The organism is Dankookia sp. P2 (genome assembly GCF_050632255.1).
Taxonomy (GTDB): Bacteria; Pseudomonadota; Alphaproteobacteria; order Acetobacterales; family Acetobacteraceae; genus Paracraurococcus.
On record NZ_CP192581.1, the window covers coordinates 4,921,440 to 4,933,772 of the forward strand.

Consider the following 12,333-nt stretch of genomic DNA (forward strand, 5'->3'; position numbering starts at 1 on the left):
CCTCAGTCCGCCTTGGCCTGGATGCCCCGGGGCTGCGCCATGATCGCGTTCCAGGTTTCGGCGCAGTCGCCGCCGCAGCGCTGGACCCAGGCCGGCAGCACGACGTCGGTGAGCAATTGCTGGCGGCGGGTGCGGTCCTGCGGCCGGTCCTCGACCACCGTCATCCGCCCGCGCGTGCCGGCGATGCAGTTCGGCCGGCCGGCATTGCAGTTCAGCCCGTCCTCGGTCTCCTGCTGGGCGGCGCGCCAGATGTCCTCCTGCAGGGTGGCGAGGCCGTCGGTGATGGCGGTGCGCGCCTCCGCCGGCAGCGCCGCCCAGGCGCGCTCGTTGGCGCCGAAGATCGACACGCCCCAGCTGATCGCCACGCGGGAGACATGCGTCGTCACCTCGTGCAGCCCGATCGCGTTGCCGGACAGCGTGCCGGTGACGGCGCACTGCACGACATTGTCGCGCACCGCGGGGACGATCTCGGCGAAGGGGGTGACCACCGGCGTCGCGCCCAGCGCCTCGATCAACTCCCCTGGCCGACCGAGGAGACCCGCACCCGGCGGCCTGCCAGGTCGCCGAGGCCGGTGAAGGCCCGCTGGCAGAACATCACCTGCGACGGATAGGTATAGACCGCCAGCATCCTGACGCCGTAGCGCTCGCGCAGCAGCGTCTCGAGCCGCGGGCGCCAGAGCGACACGGTCTGCCGCAGGCTGTCGATATCGGGGTTCAGCATCGGCAGGTCGATGGCGTTCAGCTTCGGCTCGTCGGCCGCGGCGAGCGCCAGCAGCACGGTGCCGAAGGGCACCACGCCGAGCCGCATCAGCTGCAGCATCTCCTGGCCGCGGATGCCGCTGCGGTCGAAGGGGGCGATCTCGGCGCGGATGCGGCCCTGGGTCAGGCCGGCGACCTTGTCGGTCCAGAAGGGGGCCTCGTAGCGGACATACTGGCTGATGGAGGCGAGGCCGCCGACCACCTTGATCTGGATCGGCGGCGGGCCCTCGGCTGCGGCGGGGCGGGCGCCGGGAAGGCCGGCGAGCAGGCAGGCCGCCCAGAGAAGGCCGCGGACGCCCGGGGCGCGACGGCCGCGCCGGTGCAGGAGGTGAGCGAGCATGCCTGTCATCCGTTCTGGCCGGACGCGCTGGGGGGCCGCGTCCATCCACCATGAGCTTCGAGCCGAAGATAAACTTAGGGTTATATTGATGAGGAGATATAGAAACAAATCGCCAGGACACGGGCGATTGGTTACAAAAAGGGGTTTCCACACTATGTCCGTTGCGCCGATGGGGGCAGCCTGCCTCAGGCCCCCTGCAGCGCCACCCCCGCCGCCGCCTGGCCCCGCTGCCCGTATCTCGCGCCGGAATACTGGCTCATGAACTCCGGATAGGTGAAGGGCGGGTAGCGCGGCGGGTTGTCCGGGGCCACGCAGGTGGGAACCGGCGCCATCACCGCGTCATAGGAGCAGTCCATGAAGAAGGGGATCGCATAGCGTTCCTGGCCGGACCGGTTGGTGACCCGGTGCGGCGTCGCCAGGAAGGCGTGGTTGGTCCAGCGCCGCAGCATCATGCCGCCATTCACCAGGAAATGCCCGTCCAGCGCCGGGGCGTCGATCCAGCGCCCGTCCGGCAGGCGGATCGACAGGCCGGGCACCTTGTTCTGCGCCAGGATGGTCATGAAGGAGGTATCCGCATGCGGCGCCAGCCCCCACTCGTCGGCCGGCGCGGTCGGCTCCTGCTGCGGGTAGTGCGTCATCCGCAGGGTGAACATCGGCTCCTGGAACTTGTCGTCGAACCAGTCGGCCGGCAGGCCGAGCGCGGCGGCGTAGATCGGCACCAGCCGGCGGCCCAGCCCCTCCATCGCCGCGGCATAGTCGAGCGCCACGTCGCGGAAACCGGGCAGGCCAGCGGGCCAGCGGTTGAGGCCGCGGAAGCGCTTGCCGGCCAGCACGTCCGGGTGGTCCGGCGGCAGCTCGCGCTTGAAGAAGACCGCCTCGTTGGCGTTGGGCGGCTTGATGCCGTCCACCGCATTCATCCGCGTGGTGTTGCCGCGGAAGGGCAGGTAGCCCTGGTTGTTGCCATTGAAGGGCAGCGCCAGCTTGGCCTCGAGCGGCTGGGCATGGAAGCGCGCGGCGGCGTCGAAGGCCGCCTGCACCAGCGCCTCGGGCACCCCGGTGTTGCGGACGAAGTAGAAGCCTACCTCGGTGAAGGCCCGGCGCAGCTGGGCGCCCAGCGCGTCGAGCGCGCCCGGGGTGCCGCGCAGCAGCAGGGCGAGGTCGAGGACGGGGATCTCGTCGGCCATGGTCGGGTTCCCTGACGGCGCGGTGCGCGAAGCCTAGGCGGGGATCGCGCCTCGGCCAACCACCCCGTTGCGGCGGCGGTTGCCGCGCCGCCCGGCTGCGGTCCAGTGTGGCAGCGAAGCGGGCAGGGGCATCGGGGTGGCAGCGGCAACGGAACGACACGACACGCCGCCCAGGATCACCGCGCTCCGCCGGCTGCTGCCCTATCTCGCGCCCTATCGCGGCCGGGTTCTGCTGGCGGCCGTCGCGCTGCTGCTGGCCGCCGGGCTGGTGCTCGGCCTCGGCCAGGGGGTGCGGCACCTGGTGGACGAGGGCTTCGCCGCCGGCAGCGCCGCGGCGCTCGACCGCACCGCGCTGGTCCTGTTCGGCGTGGTGGCGGCCCTGGCCGGCGCCACCTGCGCGCGGTTCTGGCTGGTCTCCTGGCTCGGGGAGCGGGTGGCGGGGTGACCTGCGGCGGCAGGTCTTCGACCATGTGCTCGGCCTGTCGCAGGCCTGGTTCGAGACGGCGCGGACCGGCGACATCCTGTCCCGCCTGACCGCCGACGTGACCCTGCTGCAGTCGCTGATCGGCTCCGCCCTCTCGATGGGCCTCCGCAACGTGCTGACCGGCATCGGCGCCTTCGGCATGCTGCTGGTGACCAGCCCGAAGCTGGCCGGCATCGTCGCGCTGGTGGTGCCCTTCGTGGTCGCCCCGCTGGTGCTGTTCGGCCGGCGGGAGAAGCGCCTCTGCGCGCGGCGCAGGAGCGCATCGCCGATCTCGGCGACCTGGCGGAGGAGACGCTGGCCGGGCTGCGCACCGTGCAGGCCTTCACGCATGAGCCGGTCGACCGCGCCCGCTTCGCCGCGCGGGTCGAGGGCTCGGTCGCCGCCGCGGTGCGGCGGATCAACAGCCGCTCCCTGCTGATCCTGATGGTGATCCTGCTCGGCTTCGGCGCCATCACCTTCAGCCTCTGGGTCGGCGGGCGGGACGTGGTCGCGGGGCGGATGACCGGCGGGGAGCTCGCCGCCTTCGTGCTCTATGCGGTGATGCTGGCCTCCTCCGGCGCCTCGCTGAGCGAGGTCTGGGGCGAGATCCAGCGCGCCGCCGGCGCCGCCGAGCGGATCTTCGACCTGCTGGAGGTGCCGCCGGCCATCGCCGCGCCGGCCGCGCCCGCCCTGCTGCCGAGCCCGGCGCGCGGGCGGATCGCCTTCGAGGATGTCCGCTTCGAGTACCCGACGCGGCCCGGACATGCGGCGCTCGACGGCTTTTCCCTCGTGGTGGAGCCGGGGGAGACGGTGGCGCTGGTCGGGCCCTCCGGCGCCGGCAAGACCACGGTGCTGCAATGTGCTGCTGCGCTTCTACGACCCGCAATCGGGGCGGGTGACGCTGGACGGCGTCGACATCCGGCGCGTCGACCCGGCCGACCTGCGGGCGCGGCTCGGCCTGGTGCCGCAGGACCCGATCGTCTTCAGCGCCGATGCCTTCGAGAACATCCGCTTCGGCCGGCCCGGGGCGAGCGAGGCGGAGGTGCGCGCGGCGGCGGCCGCCGCGGCGGCCGACCGCTTCCTCGACGTCCTGCCGCAGGGCTTCTCGACCTTCCTCGGCAGCAAGGGGGTGATGCTGTCGGGCGGGCAAAGGCAGCGGCTGGCGATCGCCCGGGCCATCCTGCGCGACCCCGCGGTGCTGCTGCTGGACGAGGCGACCAGCGCGCTCGATGCCGAGAGCGAGCAGGCGGTGCAGCAGGCGCTGGCGGTGGCCTCCCGTGGCCGGACCACGCTGGTGGTGGCGCATCGGCTGGCGACGGTGCGGCGGGCGGATCGCATCGTGGTGATGGAGGCCGGGCGGATCGTCGCCAGCGGGCGGCACGAGGCGCTGGTGCGGGAGGGCGGGCTCTACGGCCGGCTGGCCGCGCTGCAATGTCGGCATCGAGGCCTGATTTGCCGGGCCGCCGGCGCCTCCGTTAGGCTGCGGCAAGTCCAGGACAAGCAACAGGCCCATGACCGCAGACACGCTTGCCATGCAGGAACCAGACCCCGGCCGGATCACCGCCGACTGGCTTGGCCGCTTCGCCGCGGCGCTCGAGGCGCGCGATACGGCGCGGCTCGGCGCGCTGTTCCGCCCGGACGGGCACTGGCGCGACATCATCGGCCTGCGCTGGACCATCGCCACCACCAGCGGGCGGGACGCGGTCGCGCCGGCCCTGCTGCAGGCCGCGGTCGCCGCCGGCGCGGCCGACTTCGCCATCGACCCCGACCGCTGCCCGCCGCGGCTGGTGGAGCGCGCCGGCGAGCGCTGCATCGAGGCGATCCTGATGTTCCGCACCGCGGTGGGGCAGGGCGCCGGGCTGCTGCGCATCCAGTGCGCCGATGCCGCCGCTGGCCCGCCGCAGGCCTGGACGCTGCTGACCGCGCTGCAGTCGATCGCCGGGCACGACGAGGCCACGATCCGCGACGCCCGGGAGGAGCCGGCCTTCGAGCGCGACTTCGAGGGCCCTAATTGGCTCGACCGCCGGCGCGACTCCGCCCGCTATGCCGACCGCGACCCGGCGGTGCTGATCGTCGGCGGCGGCCATGCCGGCGTCACCGCCGCCGCCGCGCTCGGCGCGCTGGGGGTGGAGGCGCTGGTCGTCGACCGCATGGCCCGCATCGGCGACAATTGGCGGCTGCGCTACCGCGGGCTGAAGCTGCACAACCAGGTGCACAGCAACCACTTCCCCTACCTGCCCTTCCCGAAGACCTGGCCGCACTACATCCCGAAGGACAAGATCGCCAACTGGATCGAGTTCTACGTCGAGGCCATGGAGATCGACTTCTGGACGCGGACCTCCTTCGAGGGCGCGACCCGGGACGAGGCCGCGGGCTGCTGGAACGCGCGGCTGCGGCTGGCCGACGGCAGCGAACGCGTGCTGCGGCCGCGCCACATCGTCATGGCGACCAGCGTCAGCGGCACGCCGAACATCCCGGAGATCCCGACCCTCGACCGCTTCGCCGGGCAGGTGGTGCATTCCAGCGGCTTCAGGGACGGCGCGGCCTGGCGCGCGGCAAGCCGGTGCTGGTCTTCGGCACCGGCACCAGCGCGCACGACATCGCCCAGGACCTGCACGGCAACGGCGCCCAGGTCACCATGGTGCAGCGCAGCCCGACCCTGATCGTCAATGTCGAGCCGAGCGCGCAGCTCTATGACGGGGTCTATTACGGCCGCGGCCCGACGCTCGACGACCGCGACCTGATCAATACCTCCTTCCCCGTGCCGGTGATGAAGCGGGCGCACCGGCTGCTGACCGACAAGGCGCGGGAATACGACGCGCCGCTGCTGTCGGCGCTGGAGCGCGTCGGCTTCCGGCTCGACTTCGGCGAGGACGGCACGGGTTGGCCGCTGAAGTACCGCACGCGCGGCGGCGGCTACTACTTCAACGTCGGCTGCTCCGACCTGGTCGCCGCCGGCGCCATCGGCCTGGCGCAGTACCAGGACATCGAGGAATCCACCCCGGCCGGCCCGCGCATGAAGGACGGCCGGGTGCTGGAGGCCGGGCTGGTCGTGCTCGCCACCGGCTACAAGGGCCAGGACCACCTGGTCGGCACGCTGTTCGGCGGGGAGGTCGCGGCGCGGGTCGGCAAGGTCTGGGGCTTTGACGAGGCGCAGGAACTGCGCAACATGTGGATGCGCACGCCGCAGCCCGGGCTCTGGTTCACCGGCGGGTCCTTCGCGCAGTGCCGGATGTACTCGGAAATACCTGGCGATGCAGGTCAAGGCGACGGAGCTGGGCCTGGTCCAGGCATAGCCGAGGCGCGGGCCAGGGCATTGTTCTGGTAGCGCTTGTCGCCCGTCACCTCCGCCCCTGCCCAGTCCGGCCGGGCGAAGGGCTGGTCGGCCGAGGCCAGCTCGACCTCGGCCAGCACCAGCCCGGCGAGGTGGCCGGCGAAGACGTCCACCTCCCAGACCAGCCCGCCATGCGCCACGCGGGTGCGGGTCTTCTCCAGCACCGGCTGGGCGCAGAGCGTCGCCAGCATCGCCTCGGCTTCGGCTGCCGGGATCGGGTATTCGAACTCGGCCCGGCTCAGCAGGCCGGGGCCCTTGATGGTGAGGAAGCCGTCCGCCCCGGCCAGCCGCACCCGCACCACCGGCGTCGCCGCGTCCCCGCCATTCGGCAGGTAGCCCTGGCGCAGCCGCAGGCCGGGGCCGAGCGCCGCGCTGCGCCAGCCCTCGCCGGCGACCAGGGATTTCCGCTCGATCTCGGTGGCCATGGCGCTCAGCCCCCGGCCACGAAGGCGATGATCTCGCCGAACAGCCGCTCCGGCGCATCGACGCGCATCGAATGGCTCGATTCCTCGACGACCACGAGACGCGAGCCGGGGATCAGCGCATGGATCTCCGCGGAGAATCCCGGCGGGCAGATCCAGTCCCTGGCGCCGGCCAGGATCAGCGTCGGCGCTGCGATCCGCGCCAGTTCCGGCCGCAGGTCGAAGCGGCGGAGGAAGCCGTCCGGCTTGAAGAGCGCGGTTCAGCGCTTCCGGGCTGTGGATCGCCCGCGCCAGCCCGTCCTCCGCCTTTGCCGGATCGTGCCTGGCTGCGTAGAGCGGGCCCATGATGCGGTAGTAGCGCTTGAGCTCCGCCTCGTCCTCGAAGCCGCCCGACCAGACCTTGGCGCAGATCGCCTGCTGTTCCGGCGTGCCGCGCTCCGCCAGGATCTGCTGCGCGCGCGGGATGAAGCCGCCATGCGCGGCGGTGACCACCAGCACGAGGTGCGAGACGGCGTCCGGGTAGCGCGCCGCATGCGCCATGGCGACCATGCCGCCATAGCTGGTGCCGATGGAGACGATGGGCCCGCAGCCAAGATGCCGGCGCAGCGCCTCCATGTCCTCGACGTTCTCGTCGAGCGTCCAGCGGTCCGGGTCGCCGCGCGCCGACCGGCCCTGGCCGCGATGGTCGAAATAGACCACCTGCATCGCCTGGGTCAGCGCCGCGTAGCCCGGCTTGAAGCCGCTGTGGTCGCCGCCCGGCCCGCCATGGATGGCGAAGCCGACGGGCCGCTCGCGCATCACCGGGCCGTCGGGCACCAGTCCCGGGCCGTCGATGTCGAAATAGAGCTCGGTGTCGCGGATCGCAGCGCGCATCTCGGCGTCCCCGGTCAGGGTTTCGGCGCGCGGGGCTGGCGCAGCGGGTGTGCCGCGGCGAAGCGCGGATCGGCCTCGCACAGCGCGAAGACCCGCGCCAGGTTCGGCATCCCGTCCAGCGTGCCGCCGCGCTGCTCGTGCCCGGCGCGCAGGCTGTACAGCACGATATCGGCCAGGCCCGGTGCGTCGCCGTGGCACCAGGCGCCGGGCACCGCGTCGCGCGCCAGGTGCGCCTCCGCGGCCAGCAGGCCAAGCTGCATGAAATGCCGCGACCAGTCGACGAGCTGCGGCTCCCCGGCGCCGAATTGAGCGCCGAGCCGCGCCCTGACACGGGGGACCAGCAGCGGGTGGCTGTCCGCCGCGGCGATCAGCGCCAGGGCGCGCACCCGGGCCCGGCCGCGCAGATCGCCGGGCAGCAGGGCAGGGGCCGGGTGCGTCTCCTCCAGCCATTCGAGGATCGCCATGGACTGGAACAGCGGCGGGCCGCTGCCGTCCTCCAGCGCCGGCACCGCGGCCTGCGGATTGACCGCCAGGGATTCCGGCGAGAACTGCTCGCCGCCGAAGATGTCGACGCCCACTTCCTCATAGGCCAGTCCCTTGAGCGCGAGCGCGATCCGCACCCGCATCGCCGCCAGGGACCGCCGATTCCCGTAGAGCCGCATCATGCACTTTCTCCCGCATGGCCGGCCAGGGGTGGCGCCTGGCGGCGGGATCGCCAAGCCGGCGCGGCCGGGGCACAGTCGGACCGCAGCGGGGAGGGGATCTCGGCATGGACCAGGTGGTGGGCATCATCGGTCTCGGCATCATGGGCGGGGCCATGGCGCGGAACCTGCGGGATGCGGGCTGGCGGGTGGTCGGCTTCGATACGGATGCGGCGCGCTGCGCCGCGCTGGCCAGGCGGGGATCGGCATCGCGGAGGACGCCGCCGCGGTGGCGCGGGCGGCGCCGCTGCTGCTCTGCAGCCTGCCGAAGCCGGCGGCGCTGGCCGCCACCGCCGCGGCGATCGCCGGCGCCGGCCTGGCGCCGCGCACCGTGGTCGAGACCAGCACCTTCACGCTGGAGGACAAGCAGGCGGCGGAGGCGCGTGCTGCGCGCCGCCGGCCACACCCTGCTGGACTGCCCGCTGTCGGGCACCGGGTCGCAGGCGGTCACGCGCGACCTCGTCGTCTATGCCAGCGGCGAGGCCGCGGCGATCGAGGCGCTCGGGCCCTTCTTCGCCGGCTTCGCCCGCGCCGCGCGCTAACCTCGGCGCCTTCGGCAACGGCACGCGGATGAAGTTCGTCGCCAACCTGCTGGTCGCCATCCACAACCTGGCGGCGGCCGAGGCGATGGTGCTGGCGGAGAAGGCGGGGCTCGACCCGGCGCAGGTGGTCGGGCTTGTGGCCAGCGGCGTCGGCACCTCCCGCGTCTTCGAGTTGCGGGCGCCGATGATGGCGGCGAAGCACTACGCGCCGCCGACCATGCGCAACGCCATGTGGTCGAAGGACCTGGCGGTGATCGGTGAATTCGCCGCCGCGCTGGAATGCCCGACACCCTTGTTCAGCGCCGTGCTGCCGCTGCATGCGGCGACGCTCGCCGCCGGGCTTGGCGGGGAGGATACCGCGGCGATCCATGCCGTGCTGGCGCGGATGGCCGGGCTGGAGACAAAGTAGGAAAGACCGGGGAGAAGGTATTCTCCCCGGACCTCTCATCTATTTCTGTGAGTCTGGCATTCGCCGCGCGGCGAGTGCCGGACTCACGGGAATGCAAAGGTGGGGTTCGGGGAGGGAAATGCTTTTCCTCCCCAGCCTTCCTGCCTCACACATGGATGCCGTCGAGATCCTTGCCGGCATTCTCCGGGCTCCAGAACCACACCACCGCCGCCTGGAACAGCATCACCACCGGGATCAGCAGGAAGGCCAGGTGGAAGCTGCCGGTCGCCTCGCGGATCCAGACCGAGACGAAGGGCCAGAGCACGTAGCCGATGAAGAAGCCGATTGCCCAGGAGAAGCCGTTGCCGGTGCCGCGGATGCGGGTCGGGTACATCTCGGCCGTGTAGGTCGTCGCCGGCCCCAGACGCCGAGGAAGCCGATGCTCCAGAGCAGGCCATAGACCCACAGTTCAGTGCGGCCCTCGGCGTAGATCCACAGCGTCAGGAACAGCGCGCCCTGCGCCAGCATCAGCACGAAGCCGAGCCGCCGCCCGAGCAGATCGGCGATCCAGCCCGCGCCGGCGATGCCGACCACGCCGATCAGCCCCCATGCGACGTAGAAGCTGCCGTATTCCGCCGCCGACCAGCCATGCGCCTCCTTCAGGAAGAGCGGCATCCAGAGACCGACGGTGGAGAAGGCGATCAGGTTGGTCACCGCGACGAAGGTGGCGAGGATGGTGTTGCGCCGCATATCCGGCAGGAAGAGCTGCCGCACGCCGACCTTGTCGGCCTTGTCGAACCAGGCGCGGTCCTCCGTGCTCAGCACCCGGCCGGCGGCGAGGTCCGCACCGGATGCGGCGCCTGCGGTCGGTGGTGCGCACCCAATAGGGTGATTCGGGGCAGAGGAACCGCACATAGACCGCCAGCAGCGCCACGACCGCCGGCAGCACGAAGGCGGCGCGCCATCCCCAGTTCTGCACCACGATGGCGGTGATGGTCCCGGCCAGCGCGGCGCCGACGCCCCAGGCGGCGCGATCCGAGCAGACGATGCGGGCGCGCAGCCGGGCCGGCCAGGTCTCCGCCACCAGCATCGAGCCGATCGCCCATTCGCCGTTCAGCGCGAAGCGCACCACTGGCGTAGGCGGCGACGAAGAAGCCCCAGGTCGGGGCCAGCGCCACCAGCGGCATCATCAGCGAGAACATGGCGATGTTGAGCGCCAGCAGCGTCCGCCGGCCGTACTTGTCGGCCAGCCAGGGCCAGAGATAGAGGCCGACGATGCCGACCAGCATGGCGACCTGCACGCCGGTGCGGTACTCGGGCAGCGACACCGTGAATTCCTGCATCACCATCGGCGCGACGAGCGAGAAGATCGCCCCATCCATGCCATCGAACCCCCAGCCCAGGCCATTTGCCCAGGCGATGTGCCAGTGGGTGCTGGTCAGCTTCTCCTGCTGCGCGGCGTTGCGGTAGGCGGCGGAGCGGAGGTGCCTGGCCTCCAGCGGGCCGCCAGCGGTCAGCGGCGGTGGATCGCCAGCAAATAATTCGCCGGCTAACGGTTTGGCCGGACGGCCGCCGATTGCGGTCGAGCTCGATGAACCTGTTCCCTCCTTGGTCCCGGCTTGCGTGTTCACGCTTGGCCGCACGGCGTGCCGTGCGGATCGGTTCCAGTCGTTCAGGGCGGTCTGCCGCCGCCCTGGGTCCATGCTGCGCCGGGAGGGAAGCCGGCCGCAAGAATGCAGTATTCAGTCCGCCGTCGCGCCCGAGGCGCGGATGATGGGGATCCACAGTGCCAGTTGCCGGTCCCAGAAGGCGCCGAGCGCCGCGCCGGCCTCCGGCCGCGGCTCCACCCCGGCGGCCTCCAGCCGCGCCGCCTGGGCCTTCACCGCGGCGAGGCTCGCCGCCTCCAGCCGGGCCAGCGCCGGGGCGGGCGTCGCCGCATGGGCAAAGACGGCGTGCCAGTTGTACGTCTCGTAGCCCGGCAGCCCGGCCTCGGCGGCGGTCGGAATCTCCGGCAGGGCGGCGCTACGCGTGCCGGTGGTGACCGCGAGCGCGCGGACCTGGCCGGCACGGATGGGCGGTATCACGCTGGCCATGGTGTCCACCATCATGTCCACCGTGCCGGCCAGCAGGTCGGCGAAGGCGGGGCCGGAGCCGCGATAGGGCACATGCGTCGCCTCCGCCCCTGCCATGCCGGCCAGCAGATGCGCCGAGAGATGAGTGATCGTCCCGGCGCCGGAGGAGGCGTAGGTAATCCGCCCCGGCCGCTGCCGCATCAGCGCCAGAAAGCTCCGCCAGCGTCCGCGCCGGCACCCTGGGGTTCACCATGACCACGTTCGGCAGGGTGCCGACCAGCGCGACCGGGGCGAAGGCGCGCCGCACGTCGAAGGACAGGTTGCGGTAGAGCCCGGCATTCAGCACCGCCGAGGACAGGGTGTGGAAGGCGATGGTATTGCCGTCCGGCGGCGCGGCCAGCACGGCCTCGGAGCCGATGACCCCGCCGGAGCCGCCGCGGCTCTCCACCACGACCGGCTGCCCCAGCGCCTCCTGCAGCCCGAGCGCGGTGATCCGGGCGACGACATCGGCCGAGCCGCCAGGGGCAAAGGGCACCACCATGCGGATCGGCCGGCCGGGCTCGCCCTGGCCATGGGCGCCCCGGGCGGCCGGCAGGGCGGCAGCGGCACCCAGCAGGGCGCGGCGTGGTAGGGCTGGCATGGACGGTCTCCGCTTCGTTGCGCGGAGGCTACAGCGGATCCTGCCCCGAGGTGAACGCGGCACTGCGGTCCCGCTGTCCCGAAACCGGCCTACCCCCCTTTGGGGAGGGCGCTGGCGACTCGCCGCCGCCGGGCCGGGTGGTGGCCCCGGCACGATGCGGAACGGTTCCCCGGAATCCGCCGCAAGTCTCTGCGGGGGATCGATTTTTCACCCCGCTGGACTGTCACGCTGGGGCCACGCGGGGGAGGATTGCGCGGCGGCCGCTCGGGGCGGTGCCGGCCGGGATTTGGCCCCGGCGCCGCCGGATGTATGATGGGCGTTCGAGCCAGGAGACCCGTATGGGAGAGGGGCGGGCCCAGCCCGGTGCCGCAGGGGAGAGATGACGGCGCAGCGCGAGCTGGCCGGCATGTCCTTCGAGGACGCGCTGCAGGAGCTGGAGGAGATCGTGCGGTCGCTGGAGGGGGCAAGGGCAGCCTCGCCCAGGCCATCGCGGACTACGAGCGTGGCGCCGCCCTTCGGCAGCATTGCGAGCGCAAGCTGGCGGAGGCCGAGGCGAAGGTGCAGGCCATCGTCGAGGGGCCCGGCGGACCGGCCTTGCGCGATGTCGAATGAGGT

At 72.3% G+C, this 12,333-nt stretch carries 14 protein-coding genes and 5 pseudogenes; 9 read left to right on the forward strand and 10 right to left on the reverse strand.

What is annotated here, in order from left to right:
• Nucleotides 1–2 precede the first annotated feature (2 nt).
• The 3 genes from ACQ86J_RS29215 to ACQ86J_RS29225 all read right to left on the reverse strand — a co-directional run bounded on the left by ACQ86J_RS29215 (nt 3) and on the right by ACQ86J_RS29225 (nt 2,283).
• Nucleotides 3–515, reverse strand: coding sequence for a hypothetical protein (locus ACQ86J_RS29215; protein WP_431268275.1), 513 nt, complete (start codon nt 513–515; stop codon nt 3–5).
• Nucleotides 512–1,099, reverse strand: coding sequence for a hypothetical protein (locus tag ACQ86J_RS29220; protein WP_431268276.1), 588 nt, complete (start codon nt 1,097–1,099; stop codon nt 512–514). Before ACQ86J_RS29220 ends, ACQ86J_RS29215 begins: the two co-directional genes overlap by 4 nt.
• A 185-nt stretch (nt 1,100–1,284) precedes the next feature.
• Nucleotides 1,285–2,283, reverse strand: a complete 999-nt coding sequence (locus tag ACQ86J_RS29225; RefSeq protein ID WP_431268277.1) for an isopenicillin N synthase family dioxygenase — start codon at nt 2,281–2,283, stop codon at nt 1,285–1,287.
• Nucleotides 2,284–2,419: 136 nt separating this feature from the next.
• On the opposite strand from ACQ86J_RS29225, the gene ACQ86J_RS29230 reads away from it, so the two are divergent.
• The 6 genes and pseudogenes from ACQ86J_RS29230 (at nt 2,420) to ACQ86J_RS29255 (ending at nt 6,074) form a co-directional block, all read left to right on the forward strand.
• Nucleotides 2,420–2,728, forward strand: a complete 309-nt coding sequence (locus ACQ86J_RS29230) for a hypothetical protein (protein WP_431268278.1) — start codon at nt 2,420–2,422, stop codon at nt 2,726–2,728.
• A gap of 25 nt (nt 2,729–2,753) precedes the next feature.
• Entirely contained in the window at nt 2,754–3,185 is a 432-nt protein-coding gene (locus ACQ86J_RS29235; RefSeq protein ID WP_431268279.1) for an ABC transporter transmembrane domain-containing protein, read from the forward strand.
• Nucleotides 3,071–3,562: pseudogene (locus tag ACQ86J_RS29240) on the forward strand (ABC transporter transmembrane domain-containing protein); the annotation flags it as partial. The gene ACQ86J_RS29235 and the pseudogene ACQ86J_RS29240, both read left to right, overlap by 115 nt.
• Nucleotides 3,510–3,908, forward strand: a pseudogene (locus ACQ86J_RS29245) (ATP-binding cassette domain-containing protein); the annotation flags it as partial. The pseudogenes ACQ86J_RS29240 and ACQ86J_RS29245, both read left to right, overlap by 53 nt.
• A gap of 349 nt (nt 3,909–4,257) precedes the next feature.
• Complete coding sequence (locus ACQ86J_RS29250; protein ID WP_431268280.1) at nt 4,258–5,409, forward strand: FAD-dependent monooxygenase; 1,152 nt, start codon at nt 4,258–4,260, stop codon at nt 5,407–5,409.
• Entirely contained in the window at nt 5,310–6,074 is a 765-nt protein-coding gene (locus ACQ86J_RS29255) for a hypothetical protein (protein WP_431268281.1), read from the forward strand. Before ACQ86J_RS29250 ends, ACQ86J_RS29255 begins: the two co-directional genes overlap by 100 nt.
• Here ACQ86J_RS29255 and ACQ86J_RS29260 read toward each other — a convergent pair.
• Complete coding sequence (locus ACQ86J_RS29260) at nt 6,008–7,375, reverse strand: alpha/beta fold hydrolase (RefSeq protein WP_431268282.1); 1,368 nt, start codon at nt 7,373–7,375, stop codon at nt 6,008–6,010. The two genes, ACQ86J_RS29255 and ACQ86J_RS29260, sit on opposite strands and share 67 nt — an antisense overlap.
• Before the next feature lie 14 nt (nt 7,376–7,389).
• On the reverse strand, nt 7,390–8,040 hold the full coding sequence (maiA, locus tag ACQ86J_RS29265; RefSeq protein WP_431268283.1) for a maleylacetoacetate isomerase: 651 nt from the start codon (nt 8,038–8,040) through the stop codon (nt 7,390–7,392).
• A gap of 104 nt (nt 8,041–8,144) precedes the next feature.
• On the opposite strand from maiA, the gene ACQ86J_RS29270 reads away from it, so the two are divergent.
• Together ACQ86J_RS29270 and ACQ86J_RS29275 are read left to right on the forward strand one after the other, a co-directional pair.
• A complete protein-coding gene (locus ACQ86J_RS29270) occupies nt 8,145–8,618 on the forward strand; it encodes an NAD(P)-binding domain-containing protein (RefSeq protein ID WP_431268284.1) in 474 nt (157 codons plus the stop codon).
• A gap of 28 nt (nt 8,619–8,646) precedes the next feature.
• A complete protein-coding gene (locus ACQ86J_RS29275; RefSeq protein ID WP_431268285.1) occupies nt 8,647–9,027 on the forward strand; it encodes an NAD-binding protein in 381 nt (126 codons plus the stop codon).
• 145 nt (nt 9,028–9,172) lie between these two features.
• Here the strand turns inward: ACQ86J_RS29275 and ACQ86J_RS29280 are convergent, their stop codons facing one another.
• The 5 genes and pseudogenes from ACQ86J_RS29280 to ACQ86J_RS29300 all read right to left on the reverse strand — a co-directional run.
• A complete protein-coding gene (locus tag ACQ86J_RS29280; RefSeq protein ID WP_431268286.1) occupies nt 9,173–9,331 on the reverse strand; it encodes a hypothetical protein in 159 nt (52 codons plus the stop codon).
• The gene (locus ACQ86J_RS29285; RefSeq protein WP_431268287.1) at nt 9,262–9,831 is read right to left on the reverse strand and encodes an MFS transporter; all 570 of its coding nucleotides are present in this window, start codon (nt 9,829–9,831) and stop codon (nt 9,262–9,264) included. Before ACQ86J_RS29285 ends, ACQ86J_RS29280 begins: the two co-directional genes overlap by 70 nt.
• Before the next feature lie 94 nt (nt 9,832–9,925).
• Nucleotides 9,926–10,096, reverse strand: a pseudogene (locus tag ACQ86J_RS29290) (MFS transporter); the annotation flags it as partial.
• 652 nt (nt 10,097–10,748) lie between these two features.
• Nucleotides 10,749–11,279 carry a Bug family tripartite tricarboxylate transporter substrate binding protein gene (locus ACQ86J_RS29295; protein WP_431268288.1) on the reverse strand — a complete coding sequence of 177 codons (531 nt, stop codon included), beginning with the start codon at nt 11,277–11,279 and terminating at the stop codon, nt 10,749–10,751.
• A gap of 70 nt (nt 11,280–11,349) precedes the next feature.
• Nucleotides 11,350–11,718: pseudogene (locus tag ACQ86J_RS29300) on the reverse strand (Bug family tripartite tricarboxylate transporter substrate binding protein); the annotation flags it as partial.
• 379 nt (nt 11,719–12,097) lie between these two features.
• Here ACQ86J_RS29300 and ACQ86J_RS29305 point away from each other — a divergent pair.
• Nucleotides 12,098–12,330: pseudogene (locus tag ACQ86J_RS29305) on the forward strand (exodeoxyribonuclease VII small subunit).
• Nucleotides 12,331–12,333: the final 3 nt, after the last annotated feature.